Raw genomic sequence first — 23,144 nt, forward strand, 5'->3', positions numbered from 1 at the left:
ATGTGGTGGACGAGTTTCACGACCTCCGGCTGGCGCAAGTTCGCGCTTGCGCTCGCGTTGGGCGCCGCGCTTGCCGGCCGGCGTTGGCGCGCGCTGGTGCCCGGGGCGGCGGTCGCGCTGGCCGGCAGCATCGCCGAGCCATCGAAGCCGCTGTTCGGTCGAGCGCGGCCCGCCCTCGAACAGCTCGATCCGATCGCATCCGCCGCCTATCCGAGCGGTGCTGCTGGCGCGGGGGCGCTGGCGTGGACCGGCGCTCGCCTTTGCCATCACCCTTGCGGGTGCGACGGGGCTCTCGCGCGTGATGCTCGCGGTGCATTGGCCAAGCGACGTGGTCGGTGGCTGGTCGATCGGCATTGCAAGCGCCCTTCTGATCGGCGCATGGTGCGATCGACAACGGGGATGGGAGCTCAACGGTGATGCGTGCGACTTTGAAATTGGGGGTGGCCCTGGCCGCGCTGGTCGGGGCGACGAATGCGCAGGCCGACAGCGTCATCACCGCTGCGCGTATGATCGACGTCGAAAGCGGGCGTACGATCGAACACCCGGCGATCTTCGTCGGCAGCGACGGGCGCATCACGTCCATCGCCGATGCACGCACGGTCCGCTGGGGCAGCAACGTCGAGCATATCGACCTGGGTGACCGCACACTCATCCCCGGGCTCATCGACATGCACGTCCACCTGTCGTCGCTGGCGGAGGTCGGCGGCTATAACGGCCTGCAATATACCGACAGTTTCTGGCCGATCGTCGCCGTGCGCAACGCACGTGCGATGCTCGACGCGGGCTTCACGACGGTGCGTAACGTAGGCTCGGAGAATTTTGCCGACATCGGCCTCGGTCAGGCGATCGAAGCGGGCTACGCCATCGGACCGCGCGTCATCGGTGCCGGCACCTCCATCGGCGCGACCGGCGGACATTGCGACGAGACGTTCTTCCCGCCCTCGTTCGAGCGGACCGGCGGTGGCGTCGCCGACAGCGCCGATGCCTTGCGGCAACGCGTGCGGCAGATGGCCAAATATGGCGCTGAGGTCATCAAGATTTGCGCGACCGGCGGCGTGTTTTCGCGCGGGCGAGAGGTCGGTCAGCAGCAGATGAGCCTCGAGGAAATGCGCGCGGTGGTCGACACCGCGCATCTGATGGGGCTGCGTGTGGCGGCCCACGCGCACGGTGCGAGCGGCATTCGCGATGCAATCCGCGCCGGTGTTGACACGATCGAACATGCCAGCCTGGTCGACGCGGAGGGCCTGCGCCTCGCGACCCAACGAGCGCAGCCGGTGTGGTTTTCGATGGATATCTACAACACCGAATATACCCAGGCCGAGGGCCGTCGGAACGGCGTGCTCGAAGACAATTTGCGCAAGGATCGGGAGATAGCGCAGCTCCAGCGCGACAATTTCCGGGCGGCCCATCGCGCTGGCGTGCGGATGGTGTTCGGCTCCGATGCCGGGGTCATGCCCCATGCCCAGGCGCCACGGCAGTTCCGGTTCATGGTCCAATATGGGATGACACCGCTGCAGGCGCTGCAAGCCGCGACCCGCAACGCTGCGCAGGCGTTGGGCCGCGAGCGCGACGTCGGCGCGATTGCGCAGGGGCGCTACGCCGATATCGCCGCGGTGGAGGGCGACCCCCTCACCGACATCACCGCGCTCGAACGCGTGCGCGCCGTCGTGAAGGGCGGGCGGCTGGTGCCGCGCGACGCCACGCCGCAGCCTGCGGCTCCGGCCGCCGGCTAAGACCACTCAGCGTAGGCGGTCGATCGCCTGCGCCAGCGCGACGTAGATCTTGCCGATGTCGGAGGAGAGCAACGTCGCGCTGAGCCCGCCGCCCTGGTCGCCGACCATGACGCGGCGAAGCATCGCCTCGAAATCGTGGATGTACCGGCTGGCGACGGCGCGGAACTGATCGTCGCGTTCGAACCGCTCGCGCAAGGCCGACGCCTCCTCCTGCCGTAGCAGCCGGGCCGAGCGGCGGGCGAACAGCCCATGCTCGCCGTCGATGTACGCTTTCCATTCGCGCTCGGAAATCTGGTGGTCGAGCAGGGTCGCGATGTCTACGCCGGACGCCTCCAGCGCGGCACGCATCGGTTCGAGCTGAAGCGACAGGCTCTCGCTATTCTGCCGGGCGATGTCGTCCTGCGCTGCGGCGGTCGTCTGGCGTAGCGTCTCGATACGCTGTTCGAGCTGGGCGACGCGCTCCTCCATGCGCGCGACAACGTCCTCCGCCCGGTCGGCAAAGGCCGCCACGCGCGCACCGACGGCAGCGAAGCGTTCCTCCGCCTGCGGGCCGGTGGCGTCGCCAAGGGCCTGCTGCAACGCTGTTGCGATGGCGCTGCTCTGGCGTTCGCTGAAGTCCGCGACCCGCGCCTCCGCGGCCGCAATCGCCTGGTCGACCGCCACGCGGCCGTCGTCGCCCAGCGCGGGCAGCAGCGACAGCCGGGCCTCGATGTCCTGCGCCGAGCTCTGAAGGCGGGCGATGCGGTCCGCGGCATCGCTGCTTTGGGTGAGCGCTTCGGCCAAAGCGCGAACCATCGCTTCGGCATGGGCCTCCCCGGGGGCGAGCGCCGCTTCGACCCGCCCGACCTCTTCGCGCAACAGCGCCGCGTGGTCGCTCAACCGTCGAACGCTGAGCGGCAGCGCTTCGTCGGTCGTCGCGAGAACGGCGGTCACCGCATCGCGTATATGTGCAGCTTCCGCGCCCACGGCTTGAGTGCGGCCGAGAGCCCCCGCCGTTTCCGCATCCAGCGCGGCAATGGCGGCACGGGCGGCATCGGCCTGTCGCGCGACGTCATGTGCATGCTGTTGCGCGCTACCGGCGAGCTGCTCGACGTGCGCCTCGGCGTCCCGTGCTGCCTCTCCGGCCTGCCGCGCGGCCTCGGCGATTGCCGCGTCGGCGCGCGTGACCGCGACGGTGAGCGTGTCGACGCGATTATCGAGCGTCTGCGTCGCCGACGCGATCTCCGCGACGGCATGGGCATGACGCTCCCGGATAGCATCGCTCGACCGCGCGAAGCCCGCTTCGCTCTCCTCTGTCGCGCGATCGATCGCGGCGCTGAGTTCGGCCAGCAGGCTGAGCGCCTGTTCACGTTGCCGTTCGATCGTCTGGCTCATGGTGGTGGCAGCGGCCTGGGCGCGCTGCTCCAATTCATCGACCCGGCCGGGGAGGGCGGCGGCGCGTTCGCCAAGAACCGCGTCTGCGCTCACCAGTCGGGCTTCGGCCTGTTCGGCGGCGAGATGCAACGCCGCCACCCGCGATTCGAGCTGAGCGCCATGCTGGTGGGCGGCCTGGCCGGCGCCGCGGATGAGCGCGTCGATCCGCGTTGCGCCGTCTTCGAACCGGGGCAGAATCTGACCGAGCCCGGACGCGCGATCGTCGATCGCCTCCATTTCCCCGCGCAGGCGTGTGGCCGCGTCGAGAGCAATGGCGGCACGGTCGGACAGCCCCTGCGCGGCGACACCCAGGCGTTCGGCGGACCCCTCGATCGAGCTGGTGGCCTGGACCCCGCCGCGTTCCAGCTCGCCGACGATCTGCGACCATTGGTCGCGTGCGTGATCGAGCCGGTGGGCCAACCCTTCCTGCTCGCGCCGCAAGTCGCGCAGCAGGTTCAGCTGCCGTCGAACGCCTCGCTCCGAACCGCGCTCGCTCAGTAGCCAAGTGAGAGCGAGCAGCGCGAGCGGCGCAGCGGCCACGCCGATCAGTTCGACGATGGTCCGGGCAGAAAGCGCCTCGCCCCCGCCGATCAAGGTCGAGCCGACCCAGCCGATCCACGCCACTGCGATGAATGCGATCAGCCAGCCCACGCGCGGGGGTGGTGACACCGCCCCGTCGCTGTGGTCGCGGTCGGGGGGCGCGGCCGAATCCTCGGGCGCGAAGCCGTGCGTGTCGTCTTGCGCTGCCGACAACTCGCCGCCTGCGCTGGGCTCGTCCGGCCAAAGGCCGACGATTTTCTGCTCCCCCGTCATGACGTCATCTTATCGTCACGGGACGACATGACCAGTGACTTGCGACAAGGCGCGTTGCGCGGCAGGGTCGCGAGGTTCAATCGGCATTCAGTCGCGAGAGGTCAGGGATGGGAGCGATCCGGTGCTCCCCCCGTTGCGATCCGGAATGATAAAGGAGATTCAGGGTGTCTCACAGCTTTTCGCGGTTGCTGGCTTTGTCGCTGGCAGGGGCGTCGGTCGTCGCGATGGCCGCGCCGGCCAACGCGCAATCGAGCCGCCGTCAGTCCGAACAGACCCGCCAGGCCGCGCCGGCGCCGGAACAGCGGGTCAGCCGCGCGTTCCAGACGGCCTATCCTGCAGTCAACACGGCGATCACCGCGTCGAACTGGGCAGCGGCGGATGCCGCTATCGCCGCGCTGCGTGCGGTGGCGACGACCCCGTATGAACGGTTCATCGTTGCGCAGTCCGAATTCCGCGTCGCGTCCGGTCAGCAGCTCGCCGACCGGCAGGCCGCCGCAGTGACGGCGATGATCGATTCGGGCGGTATCCCCACCGCGGATCAGGCTCGGGTCTACACCGCCGGCTCTCAGATCGCCTACAATGCCCGCGATTACGCGAATGCCGCTTCGCGTGCTCAGCGTGCCATCCAGCTTGGCGCGACCGAGCCCGTGCTGGAAGAGATTGTGGTCGACGCTTTGTTCCGCTCGAACCAGACGGACGCGGGCCTAGCTCGTGTCCGGACGGCGCTCGATGCGGCGCGGGCCGCTGGGCGTCCGGCTCCCGAGAGCGTTTACAGCCGCGCGGCAGCGGCGCTTCAGAACGCCAACCGTCCGGCCGATTTGCTCAACCTGCTGATCGAGCGCGCGACAGCCTATCCCACCGCGTTCAACGTCCGCACGGCGACGCAGATCTACCTCCAGCAGACGCCGGACGATCGCGGCCGGACGATCGATGCCTTGCGCCTGATGCGCGCGGCCAATGCGATCAACGATCGCCGGTACTGGATGGAATATGCCGGCGACCTGATCGAAGACGGCGCGCCGAACGAGGCGGTCGAGGTGATCGCGGCCGCGCGGGCCGCCAACGCAGCGCCCGCCGGCGACACGACCTTCCGCGAAATGGAGACGATGGCGCGCGGCAAGCTTGCCGAAGACCGGGCCTCGCTCGCCGGAAGCGAAGCGCGCGCCCGGACCCGCCCGGACGCGCAGCTCGCGACCCGCGTCGCTGACGCATATCTGTCATGGGGGAATTTTGCGAAGGCAGAAGAACTCTACCGCCTCGCCCTCACCAAGACCGGGGCGGATACCGGGCTGATCAACACGCGTCTCGGCATCACCCGCTACCGCGCGGGCAATCGCGCGGGTGCGATCGAGGCGTTCAACGCCGTCACCGGTCAGCGCCAGGCGCTCGCGCGTCTGTGGGCGGCGCACGTGAACAGCGGCACGGCAGGCCAAGCTGCACCGGTTGCGGCGCCAGCCCCCGCGCGTCCGACCCAGAACTGAACGGTTGCGACCGTGGGGTGCGTGATCGCATCCCACGGTCCACCGATTAAATACGCTTAACTGTCCCATAGTCGGACCGGCGACGCCATCGCCCGCTATGCCAAACGGGACGTTCATTATATCGCCCGCGATATGGACCCCGCCCCTTCCGCGCGTCGATTTGATGATCGCCTGAGCGCGGTCATGGCGCTCGATCTCGACCGAACCGGAGGCCCGCTCGCGCTGTGGTCGCAATTGCTCGACCGCCTCGCGCAGGGGGGGCTTGATCGAACAGAAAGTGCGCGGACGCTGGCGGCGCTGGCGCTGGTGAGAGGGCTGATCGCTCCCAAAGCTCGCGAAGCGTCGGCCCGAGCAATCGCGGAGCGCAATCGCTCGCCTGCGCTGGCGGTGTTTCTGGCGGGCGACATCCCCGCAGTCGCGTCTGCATATTTCACGTCCGCACGGTTGCCGACCGACCAGTGGCTCACGATTATGGCCGACCTGGGGCCGGTCGCGCGCAACAGCTTGCGCCGCCGTGACGACCTCGACGCGCCGGTGGTGAGCGCGCTCGCAGCGCTGGGGCCAAGCGATACTGCCCTGCCGGATTTGCGCGTTGAAGGCGTCAAGGAGGAGCGCGACGATCTCCCGCGCACCGCTGGCACGCCCATTGCGGAATTGGTGCAGCGCATCGAGCGCTACCGCGACCGACGTGCGCGCGACCATAAAGCGGAGCAGATTTCCGCTTTTGCGCGTGCTGAGGCAGGTCGGCCCTTCGTAGCCGATGCGAACGGGTTGGTGCGCGGGCTGACCGGCACGGACCGCTCGCGCTTCGTCGGCCTCATGCTCGATGAGCTCGCCACAGCGGACACATCGGGGGTCGACGCAGGCGTCGTACGGTCTTTCGAGCGCCGCGACCCGATCGTCGGCGGACGGCTCCAGCTCGTGGGCAAAGACGGGAGCTATGACATTTGGTCGATCGCGGCCGACCCGATTTTCGACGAATTGAGCGGCCGGTTCACGGGCTACCGCGGCTTTTTGGCGCCTTTGGCGGGATCGCAGTCCCCGCTCGAAGCGCCGCCCTCGGTCGCCACCACGGTTCGGGAGATGATGCACGAGCTTCGATCGCCACTGAATGCGATTCAAGGCTTCGCGCAGATGATCGAAGGCCAGTTCCTCGGCCCGGTCAGTGCAGGCTATCGCAACATCGCGGCGCGGATCCTCGCTGACGCGGACAATTTGCGCGGCGCCTTCGAAGATCTGGACGACGCTGCGCGCGCGGCCACGCAGCCGCCGCCAGCCATCACCGGGGTCGAGAACCTCGCGGAGCATGCGCGCCGAATCTTCGCTCTGCAGCCGACGGGCGACGGGCCAAGCCCAGTGCGGGCCGATGCGCCGACGCTCGAATCGCTTCTTGAACGCGTACAGCAGTTCCTTGCCCCGGCGGGCGAACCCCTCGCAGCGAAGGTGACGACGCGAGACGACGTGGTATCGCTTTGCGTAAGCTCGCACGACAATGCGGCCACAAAAGCCGTGACGCGCTTCGGTCGGGATTTCACACAGGCGCTGGTCGCGGTGCAGGGCCGGCTGGCCGGCGGCGACGCGCAACTGGGCGACAGGGAAGCGATAGTTAACTTCTCTCGAGTAGAGGAGTAAGGAGCGCCAGGGCATCGGCGCGTTTGGCTGCCCGAGCAGCGAGGGGAGCATGCACCAGCCGGTCCGCTTTGACGAAGCCTTTGGTGCACGCTTCTCGGTCTCCGTCGACACGGAAGAAGAGTTCGACTGGGGCGGGGGGTTCTGCCGATCAAGCCATTCGCTCTCGACCATCGCGGCGCTTCGCGGCGGGCAGAGGTTCTTCGAACAGTCCGGCGTCGTGCCGCTCTATTATGTCGACGCGCCGGTGGCCCAGCGCGCGGAGACGATCGAGGCGCTCGGCGATGCGATCGTCGCGGGGCGATGTGACATCGGCGCGCATCTGCATCCTTGGGTGACCCCGCCCTATGTCGAGGCAACGAGCACCTATAACAGCTTCGCCGGAAATCTGCCGGCAGAGGTGGAGTTCGCCAAGATTCAACATCTTCGCGATCTTATCCGCAATGCGTTGGGGGTGTCGGCGATCGCCTATCGCGCGGGACGTTATGGCATCGGGGTCAACACGACAGGATTGCTCGCACGCGCAGGCTTCCGCTTCGACAGTTCGGTGCGGCCCCTGTTCAACTATCGCGCGGAGGGTGGGCCGGACTTCACCTATGCACCCATCCATCCCTATTTCATGGATCGCGGCCGCCGGATCGTCGAACTGCCGCTGACGAGCATGTACGTCGGCTGGGCAAAACGGCTCGGCGCACACGTCTGTCACCGCATGCCGCGAGTCCTCGCAAGTGCAGCGGCGCGCACCGGCCTGGTGCAGAGGATCAGCATTTCACCCGAGGGCTATCCGGCCACGCTCGCGACGCGGGCGATTGACAGCGCGATCGACACGGGGGTGCGGCTGATCAACATCTCGTTTCATTCCCCGTCGCTGGTCCCCGGCCACACGCCCTATGTCCGGTCGAACAGCGATCTCGATCAATTCTACCGGTGGTTCGATCATATCTTCGACCACTGCGCACGCGCAGGGATCAGGGCGGCATCGCTTTCTCAGATTGACCGAGCCGTCATAGCCGAACACTGAGCGTTGCAGAGCGATCTTGGCGCAGGACCCCGACGGCGTTATCGCCCCGGACCGGCAGGGCAGGGCCTGTAGCTCAATGGTTAGAGCTGGCCGCTCATAACGGCTAGGTTGGGGGTTCGAGTCCCTCCGGGCCCACCACTGCCTGTCTCGCGGAAGGAGCGGCGCATGCAGGTCACCCCCCGAAGCTGGCTGTTCGTGCCGGGCGACAGCGAGAAAAAACTCGCCAAGGCCGACTATGTCGGAGCCGACGCGCTGATCGTCGACCTCGAAGACTCCGTGAGCGTCGACAACAAGGCTGCCGCGAGAAGCATCACGAAACGGTGGCTTGCCCAACCGCGGGGGCGCGCCGAGCGCTGGGTCCGCGTCAATCCGCTGACCTCCGACCTCCTGCCGCTGGACGTGCAGGCGCTGGCGCAGAGCGACCTCGACGGGTTCATGCTGCCCAAGGCGGAAGGAGCGGAGGACATCGTGCGGTTCGCGGCTGCTCTCGATGAGGCCGGTGTCGCGTCCTCGGTCGGGATTCACGCCATCGTGACCGAAACGCCCCTGGCCGTGCTGCGACTAGCGAGCTTTGGCGACGGACGGGACGAACGGCTGCGGGCGATGTCGTGGGGCGCGGAGGATCTGGCGTCCGCGGTCGGCGCAACGGGCAATCGCCACGCTGACGGGCAGTTTCACGACCTCTTTCGCGTCGCGCGTGCGCTCACACTCGCCGCTGCTTGTGCTTGCGGCGCTGCGCCGATCGACACGCTGTTCGCCGACTTCAAGGACGAGGCGGGCCTCGAACGCGCCGCTCGCCGTGCCCGGCAGGAGGGCTTTGCTGGGATGCTCGCGATCCACCCTGCGCAGGTTGGCATCATCAACGAAGCGTTTCGCGCCACAGCCGAAGAACGCGCGTACGCGCAGCGGATCGTCGACGCCTTTGCGGCACAGCCGGGCGCCGGAACGATCGGGCTGGATGGCAAGATGATCGACCGCCCGCACCTGCTCCAGGCCGAACGGCTGCTCGCGCGAGAAGCGAGCTACAGTTTTGAGAGTAACTGAATCTATGTCGCGACTCCGTCTGCCCTGACGGCGGAGACTGGTTGGGGAAGGTAACAAACCCAGTTGACGTTTGCTCGTCGCTTGCTGCTCTCCTCGTAGGTGACGCCGTCGCGGATGAGCAGGGAAGAAACGGGGAGGCCGCATTCGCCATTGAGCGGTGCGGTTGGCTCGCTGGCAAGGATCATCGGCGGCCGGCTGACCAGCGTCCCCGCGATAGCGACCCGTTGCTTTGCAAGGATATCATCGCGCTGCGCTCCAGCTTACCGCGAGTCGACGCGGATTGCCGCGCTGCGCAAGCAAAGGGGGGAGGAGGCGCGATCCCCCGTTCTGGGGGGTGCTCGAGGATCGCCGATGGGCCATCCGTCGCAGAAACGTGGTGCACTGACGCCGAAGTCGGACCCGCAGGGGGGAGATGGACGATCGACGCCGCGGCGAGCCGATTATCGCCTCTACAGGCGCTTTTTCTTACACTTCTGCCTGCGCTGGCGCTGGCGCTGACGGCGATGGCGGTCGCCTACGCCGCGTCCCAGCCTTTCTTTGGCTTTCCGAGCGTGACATCTGCCCCATCGATCACGCTCTTTTCCCCCGTTCGCTCGCCGCTCCTGGAGGTCACTCCGTTCGGTCGGACCGTCGAGCCCGACATCCTGACGGATTATACACTGTATAACCTTTCCTTGCGCGGCAGGACCCCATCCGCGCTCAACTGGACGCGCCCCTGCTAATCATGCGATACGGGGATGTCAGTGTCGCGCTTTCGGCCACCCCCCGCGGGTTGTCGCGGCTCGGGCCCGAATTCTGGCTGTAGATCGCGGTCGGCCTGCTGTGCTTCATCGTTGGAGCCTGGGTGTGGCGGATGCGGCCGGCGGATCGCGCCGCCCAGATGTTCGCCATCGCCAGCCTTGCAGTGCTGATCGCTGCCTATCCCTCCGCCATCTATACCACTCGCGAATTGGCGCTGCCGGGTGGGCTGTTTCGCTTCCTTACCGCCTGCAACCACATCGGCGCGGGCATATTCGGTGCGGCAATGGTTTCGTTGCTGCTGATCTACCCCTGCCGACTGGTCGGCGACCGCTGGATAGCGGCCGTCTTCGCCGTCCAGTGCGGTTGGATCGGGGCCGACATCCTCGGCATCCTGCCCAACCCGCAAGTCGGTGCCTTTTTCTTCATACTGCTGAGCTTTGTCGCGATCGTTGTGTTGGCCGTCGCGCAGTATGCGATCAACCGCCATGACCCGACCGCGCGCACCGCAATGCGCTGGTTCGGCCTGTCGGTGCTGGTGGGATCGGGCATCCCGATCCTCCTGATCGTCGCCCCACCGGTCTTTGGCCAGCCCGTCGTGCTCACGCAAAGCTATGCCTTTGGCTTCTTTCCGCTGATCCACGCCGGGACCCGCGGTCGCCATCGCCCGCTACCGGCTGTTCGATCTTGACCGATGGTCGTTCTGGACCCTCTTTTACTTGCTGGGAGCGGTCACGCTGCTGGCGATGGATGCAGCGCTGGTTGCATTCGTGAATCTGGACCGCGACGCCGCGTTCAGCATCGCGCTGCTGGCGGTCGTGCTCGGCTATCTGCCGCTGCGGAATTGGGCCAACGATCGCCTGTTGGGCCGACGCGGGGGGGGAGGACGCCGCCGACATGCAGTCGCTGCTGGACCTGGTCCTGATGCCCGACCCCCGCGATCAGCGAAACGCATGGATGAAGCAGCTCGAACGAGCCTTCCGGCCCGCTGCCATCGCAGCGGGGACGGCGGTCGATCAGACGAGCCTGCTCGATCACGGCGCGGCGCTGCAAGTGCCGGCGGTCGGCCCCCTGCCGCCTCTGCTGCTGGTCCATGCCGCACGCGGACGCCGTCTTTTCGGTACCGCCGACGTGCGGGCTACGGAGCATATGGTGGTGGCGGTGCGCAGCGCCTTTCAGCGCCGCGATGCATTCGAGCGCGGCGTGCTCGATGAGCGCGGCCGGATCGAGCTCGACGTGCACGACAACCTCGGCATCCAGCTGCTGCGCGCGCTTCATTGCGACGAGCCGGCGCGCAAGAATGCCTATATCCGGGACGCGATCGGGGAACTGCGCGACATCGTCGGCAACCGGCGCGAGCACGACATGACGCTGGAGGCGCATCTGGCTGAACTGAGGCTGGAAATTGCCGACGCGGCCGAACTCGCCGGGGTGCGCCTTGTCTGGCATATCGACCTCACCCCGGTCGCGCGGGTGTCGACAGCGACGCTCAACGCGCTACGCTCGGTCCTGCGCGAAACGGTCAGCAATGCCCTCAAGCACGCTCGCCCGCAGACGATTGAGGTCAGCATCACGGGCAGCCCCGACAATTGCCTCCGCCTCCGGGTGGAGGACGATGGCTCGGGCTTCGACCCCGATGCCGTCACGCTTGGGCGCGGCCTCACGAACGGGCGCGAGCGGTTGGCGGCGATGCGCGGTTCGCTCGCCATCATCAGCGGCCCCGAAGGCACGATCGTCGACACCAGAATGCCACTGGAACCGGCCCAATGAAGAATGTCCTGGTCCTCGAGGACGTCGAGGAGACGCGCGCCTGGCTCAGGGAGGTGGTGCGCGAAGCGTTCGCGATCGGCCGCATCTACGAAGCGCGCACAGTGCGACAGGGGATGAGCATCGCGTTGTCGGAGAAAATCGATCTGGCGCTGATCGACCTCCGCTTGCCCGACGGCTCCGGCATCGACGTCCTGCGGGCGCTGCATGCCAAGCAGCCGGAGGCGGAGTGCATCGTCACCACGGTGATGAGCGACGATACGCATGTCGTGAGTGCACTGCTCGCAGGCGCGCAAGGCTTCCTGCTCAAAGACCAAACGACCGAAAGCCTGGTCGGCCAACTCAAGCGCCACGACGAGGGCATTCCCGCGCTTTCACCCTCGATCGCGCGCCGCATCATGGAGCACTTTGGCCGCACCGGCCCCGCGCAAAATCCCGCGGGGCTGCTGACCAGTCGCGAGCAGCAAGTGCTCGGGCTGCTCGGGCGAGGCCTGCGCAACGCCGAGGTGGCGCGGGAGCTCGGCCTTAGCACCGCGACGATCGGCAGCTATGTGAAGACGGTCTACAGCAAGCTCGGAATCTCCAGCCGGGCCGAAGCTGCTTGGCAGGCTAATAACCTGGGATTGGCTTACCGTCGCGGCGACGCGTGAATCACCCTACGTGGCGACAGCACGGCCCGGAGCGAAGTAGCGCGGCGTTCGGCTTCGCGCGCGCAGCCCGTCCAGAGGCTGATGCGAATGATCACAGGTTTGGCCTGTTGCGGCCGGGAGCGCATGCCAGCGCCACCACCACGTTCGCCAGCGCAAAAGGTCGGCCACGGCGCACCGCCTGGCGGTGACCCGCGAGCAATTTGCGGCACAACTTGAGCACAAAGCAGCTCGATAAGGCTCAGATCTATTCGCGACCAATTTCGCCTCCGCGACGAGACCGGCAGTTCTCGAAAACCTTGGTGCAGATCAGCGCAAAAATGGTCGGGGAGAGAGGATTCGAACCTCCGGCCCCTGCCTCCCGAAGACAGTGCTCTACCAGGCTGAGCTACTCCCCGACCGGACGCCGACTGGCCCGTTTCGGGGCCGCCCCGCGTGAGGCAGGCGCGCCCTATAGGAAGGGGCTCGCGGGCTGGCAAGCCACTAAAGCTTCCGCTTGCTCCCCGGGTCTTTGCAGCGCGCCTGCGCTCGCCATGATCGGGCGAGCGCCGTCGTTGCCCAGCGCAAAATGTTCGAGCAGGACGGCGCCGCCGAGCCGGCACATCGCTGCCAGGCGTCGTGTCACGTCGCGGTCCGCCGAGGTCGGGAGGGCGTGCCCATCGGGGTGGTTGTGGGCCAGCAGGACCCGGTCGACACGCGGCACCCCCAGCACCCGCCGTACACAGAGCGGCGCATGATTGTTGCTTGCGAGGGCACCGGCCGCGGCTACGCTGGCCTGAATCAGGCCGCGCTCGTCGAAGCCCATCGCCAGCACGATCTCAACCGGGCCATCGCAATGCGCATGCGCGATGTCCAGAAACGCGCTGGCGACAGCTTCATCGCTCGCAGGGTCGAGGGCGGCGCGCGGCACGGTCTGGAGCATTGCGGCTTCACGACACGGGTCGAAAGCGAAGCCTTGTCCAGAACGGCGCCGGAATGGAGAGGGCCAACGGGTTTTGCCCGCGAGGATTGGCGCGTTGCGTGGATGACTGTTCGCGCCTAGCGAGCGAGCGATGACGGGCGAGCATTACGAACAGCAATATCTCGACCTGATGCGGCGCGTCTGGGAAGCCGGCGATCGGCGCGTGGATCGGACCCTGGTTGGTACGCGCAGCCTGTTCGGCGAAACGCTGCGCTTTGACCTCCGCCATGGCCGTGTTCCGCTGCTCACGACCAAGCGCGTCTACTGGAAGGTCGCCGCGCGGGAACTGCTGTGGTTCCTCTCGGGCGAGCGCAACATTCGCCCGCTGGTGGAGCAGGGGGTCCACATCTGGACCGACTGGCCGCTCGATACCTACCGCCGCGCGACCGGCGAGCCGATCGAGCGCGACGCGTTCGAGGCGCGCATTATCGCTGACAAGGGGTTCGCGGAGCGCTGGGGCGATCTCGGTCCGGTCTATGGCGCGCAATGGCGGAACTGGCCAAAATATGTGGAGCGCGGTGACGGATCCTTCGCGCGCGACCCGTCCGGCATCGACCAGATCGCAGCGCTGGTCACGTCACTGAAGGACAACCCTGCCTCCCGCCGGCACCTGTTCACGGGATGGAACGTCGCAGAGCTCGATGAAATGGCACTACCGCCGTGCCACATGACCTATCAATTTCACGTGCGGAGCGATGGTGGTCTGTCCTGCCTGCTTTCGCAGCGGTCCTGCGACGTGGCGTTGGGGCTGCCATTCAACCTCTTCGCCGCCGCGTTGCTAACCGCGATGTTGGCGCAGCAATGCGACCTCGTCCCGCATGAGCTGATCTGGAGCGGGGGGGATGTGCATCTCTACGAAAATCACGCCGACCTCGTGACCGAGCAGCTTAATCGTCGTCCGGATGGAGCGCCGCGCCTTGCGCTGTTGCGGCGACCGGCGAGCATCGATGATTACCGGATCGAGGATTTTGCCGTGCATGACTACGCACCACAGGCGCATATCGCGGCGCCGGTTGCGGTGTGACGTGCTTGCCCGCATGACGCGGCGACACTAGGGCGGCGCGAAGTTTCGGCGGACTCATAAAGTCGCGCGATCGTTGGAGAGAGAGCGAATGGACAATCCCGCGCCAAACGGTCGCGGGCGCGAACGGACGGACAATCTGCCGCCGCTCGAGCTGCACGTTCCAGAGCCCCGCTTTCGGCCTGGAGACACCCCGGATTTCAGCGACGTACACGTCCCCGCGGTGGGCGAGACCGGGCGCCCGGACATCGCGGCGCACCCGTCGACCATGCGCGAGCATGCCTATGGCCTGGTCCGCGTGCTCGACGCCGATCATAGCGCGAGCGGGCCGTGGAATCCGCGGCTGTCGACCGACCGGCTGCTCGCCATGCTGCGTTCGATGATGCTGGTGCGCGCGTTCGACGACCGCATGTTCCGCGCGCAGCGGCAGGGCAAGACCAGCTTCTACATGAAGTCGACCGGGGAAGAGGCGGTCGCCGTGGCGGCGGCGATGGCGCTGGCGCAGGACGACATGTGCTTCCCCAGCTATCGCCAGCAGGGCATCCTCATCGCGCGCGGGTATCCGCTGGTCGCGATGATGAACCAGATTTACTCCAACCGCATGGACCCGCTGAAGGGCCGCCAGCTGCCGATCATGTATTCGGCGAAGGACCACGGCTTCTTTTCGATCAGCGGGAACCTCGCCACGCAATATCCGCAGGCGGTGGGCTGGGCGATGGCGAGCGCGGCGAAAGGCCATACGCGCATTTCGGCGGTGTGGTGCGGCGAGGGTTCGACCGCCGAGGGCGATTTCCACGCCGCGGCGACGTTTGCGGCGGTCTATAACGCGCCGTGCATCATGAACGTCGTCAACAACCAGTGGGCGATCTCGAGCTTTTCGGGCTTTGCCGGTGGCGAGCGCACGACTTTCGCCGCGCGCGCGCTGGGTTATGGAGTCGCGGGCCTGCGCGTCGACGGCAACGATCCGCTCGCAGTTTACGCCGCGACCGCTTGGGCCGCGGATCGCGCACGCACCAACGCGGGGCCGACGCTGATCGAGCATTTCACCTATCGCGCGGAAGGCCATTCGACCTCCGACGATCCGAGCGCCTATCGCGCAAAGGAGGAGTTCGCGCTGTGGCCGCTCGGCGATCCGGTGCTGCGGCTCAAGGATCACCTGATCACGCTCGGCGCCTGGGACGAGGCGCGCCACGACGCGCTCGCCCGCGAACTCGCCGACGAGGTGAAGCTCGCGCAGAAGTCGGCGGAGGAGAACGGCATCCTCGGCCACGGCCTCCACCAGCCGTTCCAGACGATGTTCGAGGATGTGTTCGAGGACGTGCCATGGCACCTCGCCGAACAACGCGCGCAGAGCCTCGCCGAACGGGAAGCCAAATTCGGCGCGGGAGGCGCGGCGTGAGCGAGGATGTAGCGATCGACGTTGTGGCACCCGAGGCCGGGCAGGGCGAAACGCGCACCATGAACATGATCGAGGCGATCAACGACGCGCTCGACGTGATGCTGGAACGCGATCCGTCGGTGGTCATCTTTGGCGAGGACGTCGGGTTCTTCGGCGGCGTGTTCCGCGCGACCGCGGGCCTCCAGAAGAAGCACGGCAAGCAGCGCGTGTTCGACAGCCCGATCAACGAATGCGGGATCGTCGGCGTGGCGGTGGGCATGGCCGCCTATGGCCTTCGCCCGGTGCCGGAGATCCAGTTCGCCGACTATATCTATCCCGGCCTCGACCAGCTGGTGAGCGAGGCGGCGCGGATGCGCTATCGTTCGGCGGGCGATTTCATCTCGCCGATCACGGTGCGCTCGCCATTCGGCGGGGGCATTTTCGGCGGACAGACGCACAGCCAGTCGCCCGAAGCGATGTTCACCCATGTGGCGGGGATCAAGACGGTCATCCCGTCCACGCCCCAGGATGCTAAGGGCCTGCTGATCGCTGCGATCGAAGACAATGATCCGACCGTCTTTTTCGAACCGAAGCGGATCTACAACGGTCCCTTCTCGGGCTATTATGATCGCCCGGTCGAGCCATGGTCGAAGCACGCGGCGAGCGCGGTGCCGTCGGGCTACTACCGCATCCCCCTCGGCCAAGCGAACGTGGTTCGCGCGGGTGACGCGCTGACCATCCTCACTTACGGGACGATGGTGCACGTGGCGCTGGCGGTGGTCGAGCAGGAGGGCGTCGATGCCGAGGTAATCGACCTGCGCACGCTGGTGCCGCTCGACATCGACACGATCGAAGCGTCGGTGAAGAAGACCGGGCGTTGCCTGATCGTTCACGAAGCGACGCGGACGTCCGGCTTCGGCGCGGAACTGTCGGCGCTGGTGCAGGAGCGCTGTTTCTATGCGCTCGAAGCGCCGGTGCAGCGCGTGACCGGCTTCGACACCCCATACCCGCATAGCCTCGAGTGGGCCTATTTCCCCGGCCCGGTGCGCATCGCCGCCGCTCTCAACAAAATTCTGAAGGACTGACCATGGCGCGCTTTACCTTCCGCCTGCCCGACATCGGCGAGGGCATCGCCGAAGCGGAGATCGTCGCGCTGCACGTCAAGGTGGGCGAGCGTGTCGAGGAAGATCAGCAGATCGCCGACATGATGACCGACAAGGCGACGGTCGAGATGGAATCGCCGGTTTCGGGCACGGTGCTCGAGATCGGCGGCGATGTCGGCGACGTCATCGCCATCGGTTCGACGCTGATGGTCATCGAGATCGAGAGCGCTGCCGGCAGCGAGGATGCACCCGCGGGCAAGCTCGCGACGGGCGACGTTGACGAGGTTCCGGAGGCAGCCTCCGACGCTGCGGTGATCGCTGCGGAAAATCCCGGCGTGGCGGAGGTCACCGCGCAGCAGCCGATCGTCGCGGAAAGCATCGCGCCTGAACCAGCCGCCGCGGCTCCCACCCCGGTCGCCGCGCCCGCGGCTGCGGAGGCGCCTGCGGCGGCTCAGGCGTCGGAAGCGCGCGTGCTGGCGTCGCCGGCCGTGCGCGATCGCGCGCGAGCGCTCGCGGTCGATCTCGGGCAGGTGAAGCCGTCGGAGGATGGCCGCATCCGTCACGCCGACCTCGACGCGTTCCTCCGCTATTCGGGCGGGGCGGGTTACACCGTACCGGGCGCTGCGCGCAGCGATGAGGACGTGCGCGTCATTGGTATGCGGCGGCGGATTGCGGAGAATATGTCCGCGTCCAAGCGCAACATCCCGCACTTCACCTATGTCGAAGAGGTCGAGGTGACGGCGCTCGAGGCGATGCGCGCCGACCTTAACGGCGCGCGCGGCTCGCGGCCCAAATTGACCGTGCTGCCGTTCCTGATCGTCGGCATCTGCCAGACTCTGCGCGACTATCCGATGCTCAACGCGCGCTATGACGACGAGGCGGGGGTGGTGCGCCGGTCGGGCGCGGTCCACCTCGGCATGGCGACGCAGACCGACGCCGGGCTGATGGTGCCGGTAATCCGGGACGCGCAGGCGAAGAATGTGTGGCAGCTCGCGAGCGAAATCACGCGGCTGGCGGAAGCGGCGCGCACCGGCAAGGCGAGCTCGGCGGAGCTGTCGGGGTCGACGCTCACCATCACCTCACTCGGGCCGCTTGGCGGGGTGGCGACGACGCCGGTGATCAACCGTCCGGAGGTGGCCATCATCGGCCCCAACCGCATTGTCGAGCGCCCCGTCTTCGTGGACGGCGACAGCGACCGCGTGCGGCGCGCGAAGCTGATGAACATCTCGATCAGCTGCGACCATCGCGTGGTCGACGGCTGGGACGCGGCGAGTTTTGTCGGCGACCTCAAGCGCCTGCTCGAAGCGCCGGCGCGGCTGTTCGCCTAACGCCGGTCGAGGCCGAGCCCGGCGAGGGTTGCGGCGTCGAACTTCATGCGGATCGACGCGAACCAGCCGCTGCGGGTGGCGCGGGCGGCCTCGAAATCGCGGTCGCGGTAGCCGGCGAAATTATAGCCAAGCTGCAACTGCAGATTCTCGGCGGGGACGAGCGTGATCTGCGGCCCCACAGACCAGTCGAGCGCGCGCACGTCGGTGCCGGTCCGAACGCTGCCGCCCAATCCGACGCCGATGCGAGCGTTGAGGTCGAAGCGCGCGTCCGCGCCGACGCTCGCCGACCAGCCAGCGACATCGTCGCCGCCGATGCGGTCGGAGGCGTGGCGCAGCCCGACGAACAGACCGTAGTGGCCGCGCTCCGCAACACCGCCGCCGCGGCGGGTCGCGACCGGGTCCCAGCTCAGAGCGAGGGCGTTGACGACGCGGCGCGAGCGGACGTCCTGCGCAATCGCGAGCGGCATGCCGCCAATCGGCCCGGGGAGGCCGCCGCCTCCGACGCGCACATCGTCGTCGCGGACGGTGAGCTTGTTGAGCAGTGAGAAGGCCGGTCCCGCTGGCCGATGCGCCCAGCTGAGATCGAGCGCGCTGCTGCGAACGGCAGTGCCGTTGGCACCGCGCGCGTCCTGGTGCGTGAACAGTCCGCCGAGCGCACGCCCTTCGCCGAGCTGGCGCAGCACGCCGGCAGTCGCGCCGAAGCGCGTGCCGGTGTCCGCATCGCGATACTCGACCCGGCCGGTCGCATTCCATGGCCCGCTGCGCCAGCTCGCCCCCGCGCTGACGGCGAGGAAGTCTTCGGACAGCAACGTGCCGTTACCCACGAAGCCGCCGGACGCGACCGGGTGCGCCGGGTCGAGCACCGCCGCGCGGTCGAGCCCGCTCAAGGTGCGCTGGCCGTCGACGCTGGCGTCGATGCTGAGCTCGTCGCTGACCGGGAAGGACTGGGCGAGGCCGTAGGCGGCGTAGGTGCGTGAGCCGAGCCCGCCGAAGCTCTGCTGCCCCCCGCTGGCGGTAAGGCGCGCGCCGCGCCAAGGCTGCACATCGAAACCGACGCGCGCCGTCTCCGCCGAGACGCTGCCGCCGTCGGCAATCTCGTAGGTGCCGATCAGGCGCACACCGTCGACGAGCGCCAGCCGCGCGGTGAGCGTGTGACGTTCGGGGAAATCGACGCTGCCTGCATCGCTGCCGAGCGCGAAGCTGGTCGAGCCGTCGAGCTCGAGACGTCCTTCGAAAAAACGGTGCGAGCCGCCCAGCTCTGCGAGCAGCGAGCGTCGCGCACTGCCGTCGGCGACCCGGTCGTCGGCGAAGGTCAGCCCCGCGCGCAGCGTGCTCGTATCGCTGCGCCATTCGCCAAGGATGCGCGCAGCGCGGCGCTGCGCGTCGGTGAGCTCGAACCGCTCGTCCCAGGCGCTGGCGAGGAGCGACAGATGCTCGCTGAGGCGCGCGCGCGCATCGAAGCCGAAGCGCAGGCTGCCGTTGCCGGCGAGCGGCGACTGGCCGTTGCCGAACCCCGCGCCGCGCCGCCGGATGTAGGCGAGGAGGTCGAATTCCGCTTGGTGCCGCTCGGCCTCGATCAGCCAGGCGTGGGCGGTGCCCGGCGGGGTAGTGAGCGTGCCTCCGTCGCGCTGGCGGTCGCCGTCGGTGCGGCTCAGTGCATATTCGGCCCGGACCTCGGTCGCCGCATCGGGCCGCCAGCGCGCATCGATGCCGCCCAGGTCGGTCGAACCGGCGAGCCCGGCGTCGTGAGTGACCGTTGCGCCGAGCGTGAGTGCTTCACTCGGCCGCCACTCGGCCCGACCGCCGGCGTTCCAATAGCTGTCGCCGAGCCCATCGAGTTCGTAATCGACAACGATGAAACGCGGGTTGAAGGCCTCGTCGCGGCTCAGTTGCGGTTCGCGAAAGCGGATCAGACTGCTCGCATAATCGATGTCATAGTCGATGTAGCGCATCAGCTCGCGGCGCTCGACGACGCGGTCGAAGCGCAGCCGGTCGCGCACCTCGATCGTGACGCGCTCGCTGTTGGGAAGGATGTCGCGGCGGGTGAGGGCATAGGGTCCGCTGAGCCCGTTCGCCTGCTGCTCGTCGCGGCGGTGGGTGAAGGCGCTCTCGGCCGCGAAGGCCATCAGCCGCAGGCGGGTGCCGGCAAATTCGCTGCGAAACCCGGTCAGGCTGCGCTGGAACCGCGCAAGTTCGGGTGTGTCGATGCCGGTGTCGAAATCACCATACATCGCATAGAAACGGCGACGCTCGAGCCGCAGGAACAGCCCCTTGAGCGAGGGCGCCTCGAAACCCGCTTCCGAGCGGTCGCCGTAGAGCGTGTAGTGATCGCGCAGCCCGTGCATCCCGCCGAAGCGTTCATCGGCGGCCGCGTCGTCGCTGTCGTAGCGCGCGGTCGCCTGCCAGCCGCCACCGAGCGGGCCGCGTGCGAGGACAGTGAGGCGACCGTCCACTTCGCCATCGGCGGACAAATCATCGAGCCGCTCCGAGCCGACCGCGATGCCGCCGAAGCCTGCCAACGTCCATTGGCTGACATGATTGTCGAGCCAGGCTTCGATCACCTGTTCGCTCGCCGCGTTGCGTTCGCTCAGCCGGAGCGAGATGCGCGCCATGCCCGACGTGGTGGTGGGAGCAAGCTCTACTAGCGCCACGCCGTCGTCGCCATCGACCCGCCAGCTCGCGGCGGCGCGATCGAGGCCGGAGAGCTGGCGCGCCTGTTCGGCATCGACGTCCGCGGCGGCGCGATGCGGAGGCGCGACGTGGATTGCGCCGACGGTGCCGTGCCTTACCGGCTGGCCCGCCCGGTCGAGCACGCGCATGGCAATGACCGGGCGCGTCACACCGTCGGCGATCAGTCGCGAGCGTCCCGGTACAAACTCGACCCGAGCCGCCGCGCCGCTGTAGTGGACGCTGCGCGACAATTGCGCGGCGACGCGGCCGTCGGCGGCGAGGACATCCGCGCTCAACCGGTTGAGGCCCTCCTGCAGGCGAAGCGCCCGCCAGACACTGACCGCGCGGCGCTGATCGGGCGCGGTCTGAACGCCTTCGAAGGAGAAGCTGTCGGCGGGCTGGCCGTTAAGCGCCAGCCGCACCGTCTGTCCGGCGAGGTGCCGGATTGCGACGCGGACCGCGGGCGCGCGTGGGTTGTGGTCGACAGTCGGAAAGAGGAAGGCGGCTTCCTCGCCGGTAAGCGCGAACCAATCGATGCGCCCGCCGCCGGCTGTGACGTCGTCAGCAGCGCCGCTCGGGGCGGGGGGTGTGGCGGTGGCGGGCTCCGACGCTTGCGGCAAGACAAGGTGGAAGTCGGCGCGGTAAAGAAGCCCAGCACGCCCGTCGATCAGCTGCGACCAGCCGCTCATTGCCGATCGAACATTGCCGCAGTGACCGGCAGAGGCGCCCGGGGGAAGCGCCGCGCGATCGATCGCGACGACGGTGGGGCCGCGCCGCACCCCCTCGAAATGATAACGGCCGTCGCTGTCGGTGACGGCGAACTGGCCGCTGGGCATGAGCAGGCGCACGTTCGGCACCCCGACGGCGGTGCTGGGGTCGGTCGCACAATCGCCTGCGATGACTCGCCCGGCGATGGTCACGCGATTTGAGATGTCGTCGCGCCGGATGCGAACGGTTGCCGCTGCGACCGGCGTCGGCGGGGCGCCGCGGATCGGGTCGACCATGAAGCGGTTAGTGGCCGCGCCGGGCCGGGCGTCGGGCCGGACTTCGGTCAGGTAGCGGAGCTCGCCGCTGGCGTTCGGCGCGAGGGGAGGGAGTGCGAGCTGAAACCCGTCGGCGGTGCGCATGATCGCGACGGGCGCCCCGTTCCAACGGATGCTTCCCTCGCGGAGCCGCAGCCCGGGTGGAAGGATGTCCCGAACCGTGATCGGCCCCACGGCGGCGCCCGTGTCGCGGTTGGTGACGGTGACGGCGAAGCTTACGACGTCGCCGACGCTTGCCACGGCCGTGTGAGCGGTCTTCACCACCGAAACGCCGCCGATCGGAGGATCGAGCGGCAAATCGATGCGCAGCGGGTCCGGATGCTCCAGCGCGAAAGGTTCGCCATAGGAGGCGAGATCGATTGTGAACCGGCCGCCGCCGGGGCGGGCGAGGACGCCGATCGCTTCCGGCGCGGCGGTGGAGGGCGAGAGATAAGGGCCGGGCGGCTCGATGATCAGGCGATAGCGGCCCGGCGGCATCAGCGGAAACCGGTATCCGCCGGCTACCGAGCGATATGAGGTGCCGCCGCTGTCGAGCACGGGCTGACCACTGACGATCGTGCTGGGGTAGGTGGAGATGCCGTCATCGCCGTACACGAGAGCGGGGGCGCCGGTCGTAGCATCGACGATGGAGACGCGCACGCCATCGACCGCAGCCCCGGTGCGGCTGTCGAACACGATGCCATAGGGATCGAGCAACAGTTGCGCGAAGACGCTGCCGACAGCGGGCCCATCGGGCGTTGCGATGGCGATGTCGCTCCCGGCTGGCGTCAGGGCGAGGCGGCAGTCGCCGGAGCCCGCCGTCTCCGACGCGCGTAGATGTCCGACGAATTCACCGCTGTCGGGCCCAGTTTCGACGAACAGAACGCTCTCACGGTCGCTGCTCGAGCCCGTCACCACGAGCGTCAAACGTTCGATGCTTGCCGGATCGCGATTGAGCGCGGGCGCGCGGACGACGAGGACAATCGTCTGCGATGGGCGAAACGCTTGCTGCGGCCCGATGTGGACCGGGGGGAACGACACCGGCGTCGCCGCGGCGGCGATCGTACAGCCGGCGGGCGCCAGCGAAATCGCGGTCGCACCCGACGGAGTCACCTGGTTGACGGAGACCGTGCCCGGCGCCGCTCCGCGCTCGATCAGCGGGATCTCCACCCGGTTGGAGTGCGCCTGCCGCTCGCCCTGCTCGCTCGACCAGCGCGCTTCGGCGATGTTGACGATCCGCCGGGACGCCTGCGGCGCGGCGGCGGCCGGCGTCGCGAGGCCGAGCGCCGCCAAAAGGCCGAGGATCGAACGAAGAAGACGGCGCGACATGGTTATGGCCAGTGTCGCGCGGCAGCGGACGGATCGCCGCCACCGC

15 protein-coding genes and 2 tRNA genes are annotated in these 23,144 nt (G+C 68.0%); 13 read left to right on the forward strand and 4 right to left on the reverse strand.

The window, feature by feature from the left end; translation table 11 throughout:
- The first annotated feature begins 416 nt into the window (after nt 1–416).
- The gene (locus ACRYJK_RS03385; protein ID WP_482666173.1) at nt 417–1,733 is read left to right on the forward strand and encodes a Xaa-Pro dipeptidase; all 1,317 of its coding nucleotides are present in this window, start codon (nt 417–419) and stop codon (nt 1,731–1,733) included.
- 6 nt (nt 1,734–1,739) lie between these two features.
- Here ACRYJK_RS03385 and ACRYJK_RS03390 read toward each other — a convergent pair whose 3' ends face one another.
- Nucleotides 1,740–3,959, reverse strand: coding sequence for a coiled-coil domain-containing protein (locus ACRYJK_RS03390; RefSeq protein ID WP_482666174.1), 2,220 nt, complete (start codon nt 3,957–3,959; stop codon nt 1,740–1,742).
- A gap of 164 nt (nt 3,960–4,123) precedes the next feature.
- Between ACRYJK_RS03390 and ACRYJK_RS03395 the strand changes: the two genes are divergently transcribed.
- The 8 genes from ACRYJK_RS03395 to ACRYJK_RS03430 all read left to right on the forward strand — a co-directional run bounded on the left by ACRYJK_RS03395 (nt 4,124) and on the right by ACRYJK_RS03430 (nt 12,289).
- A complete protein-coding gene (locus ACRYJK_RS03395) occupies nt 4,124–5,440 on the forward strand; it encodes a hypothetical protein (protein ID WP_482666175.1) in 1,317 nt (438 codons plus the stop codon).
- A gap of 183 nt (nt 5,441–5,623) precedes the next feature.
- Nucleotides 5,624–7,072: a histidine kinase dimerization/phospho-acceptor domain-containing protein gene (locus ACRYJK_RS03400; protein WP_482666176.1), complete on the forward strand. Its 1,449-nt coding sequence runs from the start codon at nt 5,624–5,626 to the stop codon at nt 7,070–7,072.
- 49 nt (nt 7,073–7,121) lie between these two features.
- Complete coding sequence (locus ACRYJK_RS03405; protein ID WP_482666177.1) at nt 7,122–8,090, forward strand: polysaccharide deacetylase family protein; 969 nt, start codon at nt 7,122–7,124, stop codon at nt 8,088–8,090.
- A gap of 62 nt (nt 8,091–8,152) precedes the next feature.
- A tRNA-Ile gene (locus ACRYJK_RS03410) sits at nt 8,153–8,228 on the forward strand.
- 27 nt (nt 8,229–8,255) lie between these two features.
- Entirely contained in the window at nt 8,256–9,134 is an 879-nt protein-coding gene (locus ACRYJK_RS03415) for an HpcH/HpaI aldolase/citrate lyase family protein (protein ID WP_482666178.1), read from the forward strand.
- A gap of 853 nt (nt 9,135–9,987) precedes the next feature.
- Nucleotides 9,988–10,563 (forward strand): hypothetical protein, encoded by a 576-nt coding sequence (locus ACRYJK_RS03420; RefSeq protein WP_482666179.1) that lies wholly within the window; start codon nt 9,988–9,990, stop codon nt 10,561–10,563.
- 206 nt (nt 10,564–10,769) lie between these two features.
- Nucleotides 10,770–11,642, forward strand: a complete 873-nt coding sequence (locus ACRYJK_RS03425; protein WP_482666180.1) for a sensor histidine kinase — start codon at nt 10,770–10,772, stop codon at nt 11,640–11,642.
- The gene (locus ACRYJK_RS03430) at nt 11,639–12,289 is read left to right on the forward strand and encodes a response regulator (RefSeq protein WP_482666181.1); all 651 of its coding nucleotides are present in this window, start codon (nt 11,639–11,641) and stop codon (nt 12,287–12,289) included. The genes ACRYJK_RS03425 and ACRYJK_RS03430 overlap by 4 nt, the downstream gene beginning before the upstream one ends.
- A 318-nt stretch (nt 12,290–12,607) precedes the next feature.
- On the opposite strand, the gene ACRYJK_RS03435 is transcribed toward ACRYJK_RS03430, so the two are convergent.
- Both ACRYJK_RS03435 and ACRYJK_RS03440 read right to left on the reverse strand, forming a co-directional pair.
- Nucleotides 12,608–12,684, reverse strand: a tRNA-Pro gene (locus ACRYJK_RS03435).
- Between the two features lie 53 nt (nt 12,685–12,737).
- Nucleotides 12,738–13,196 carry a JAB domain-containing protein gene (locus ACRYJK_RS03440; protein WP_482666182.1) on the reverse strand — a complete coding sequence of 153 codons (459 nt, stop codon included), beginning with the start codon at nt 13,194–13,196 and terminating at the stop codon, nt 12,738–12,740.
- A 142-nt stretch (nt 13,197–13,338) separates the two neighbouring features.
- On the opposite strand from ACRYJK_RS03440, the gene thyA reads away from it, so the two are divergent.
- From thyA to ACRYJK_RS03460, 4 genes are all read left to right on the forward strand, one after another.
- Nucleotides 13,339–14,271, forward strand: a complete 933-nt coding sequence (gene thyA / locus ACRYJK_RS03445; RefSeq protein ID WP_482666183.1) for a thymidylate synthase — start codon at nt 13,339–13,341, stop codon at nt 14,269–14,271.
- An 88-nt stretch (nt 14,272–14,359) separates the two neighbouring features.
- Nucleotides 14,360–15,667, forward strand: coding sequence for a thiamine pyrophosphate-dependent enzyme (locus ACRYJK_RS03450; RefSeq protein ID WP_482666184.1), 1,308 nt, complete (start codon nt 14,360–14,362; stop codon nt 15,665–15,667).
- A 59-nt stretch (nt 15,668–15,726) separates the two neighbouring features.
- A complete protein-coding gene (locus tag ACRYJK_RS03455) occupies nt 15,727–16,731 on the forward strand; it encodes an alpha-ketoacid dehydrogenase subunit beta (protein WP_482667389.1) in 1,005 nt (334 codons plus the stop codon).
- A 2-nt stretch (nt 16,732–16,733) separates the two neighbouring features.
- The gene (locus tag ACRYJK_RS03460; protein ID WP_482666185.1) at nt 16,734–18,077 is read left to right on the forward strand and encodes a dihydrolipoamide acetyltransferase family protein; all 1,344 of its coding nucleotides are present in this window, start codon (nt 16,734–16,736) and stop codon (nt 18,075–18,077) included.
- Here ACRYJK_RS03460 and ACRYJK_RS03465 read toward each other — a convergent pair.
- Nucleotides 18,074–23,098, reverse strand: a complete 5,025-nt coding sequence (locus tag ACRYJK_RS03465; protein WP_482666186.1) for a hypothetical protein — start codon at nt 23,096–23,098, stop codon at nt 18,074–18,076. The two genes, ACRYJK_RS03460 and ACRYJK_RS03465, sit on opposite strands and share 4 nt — an antisense overlap.
- Nucleotides 23,099–23,144: the final 46 nt, after the last annotated feature.

It is taken from the genome of Sphingomonas sp. BLHR8, from assembly GCF_056821725.1.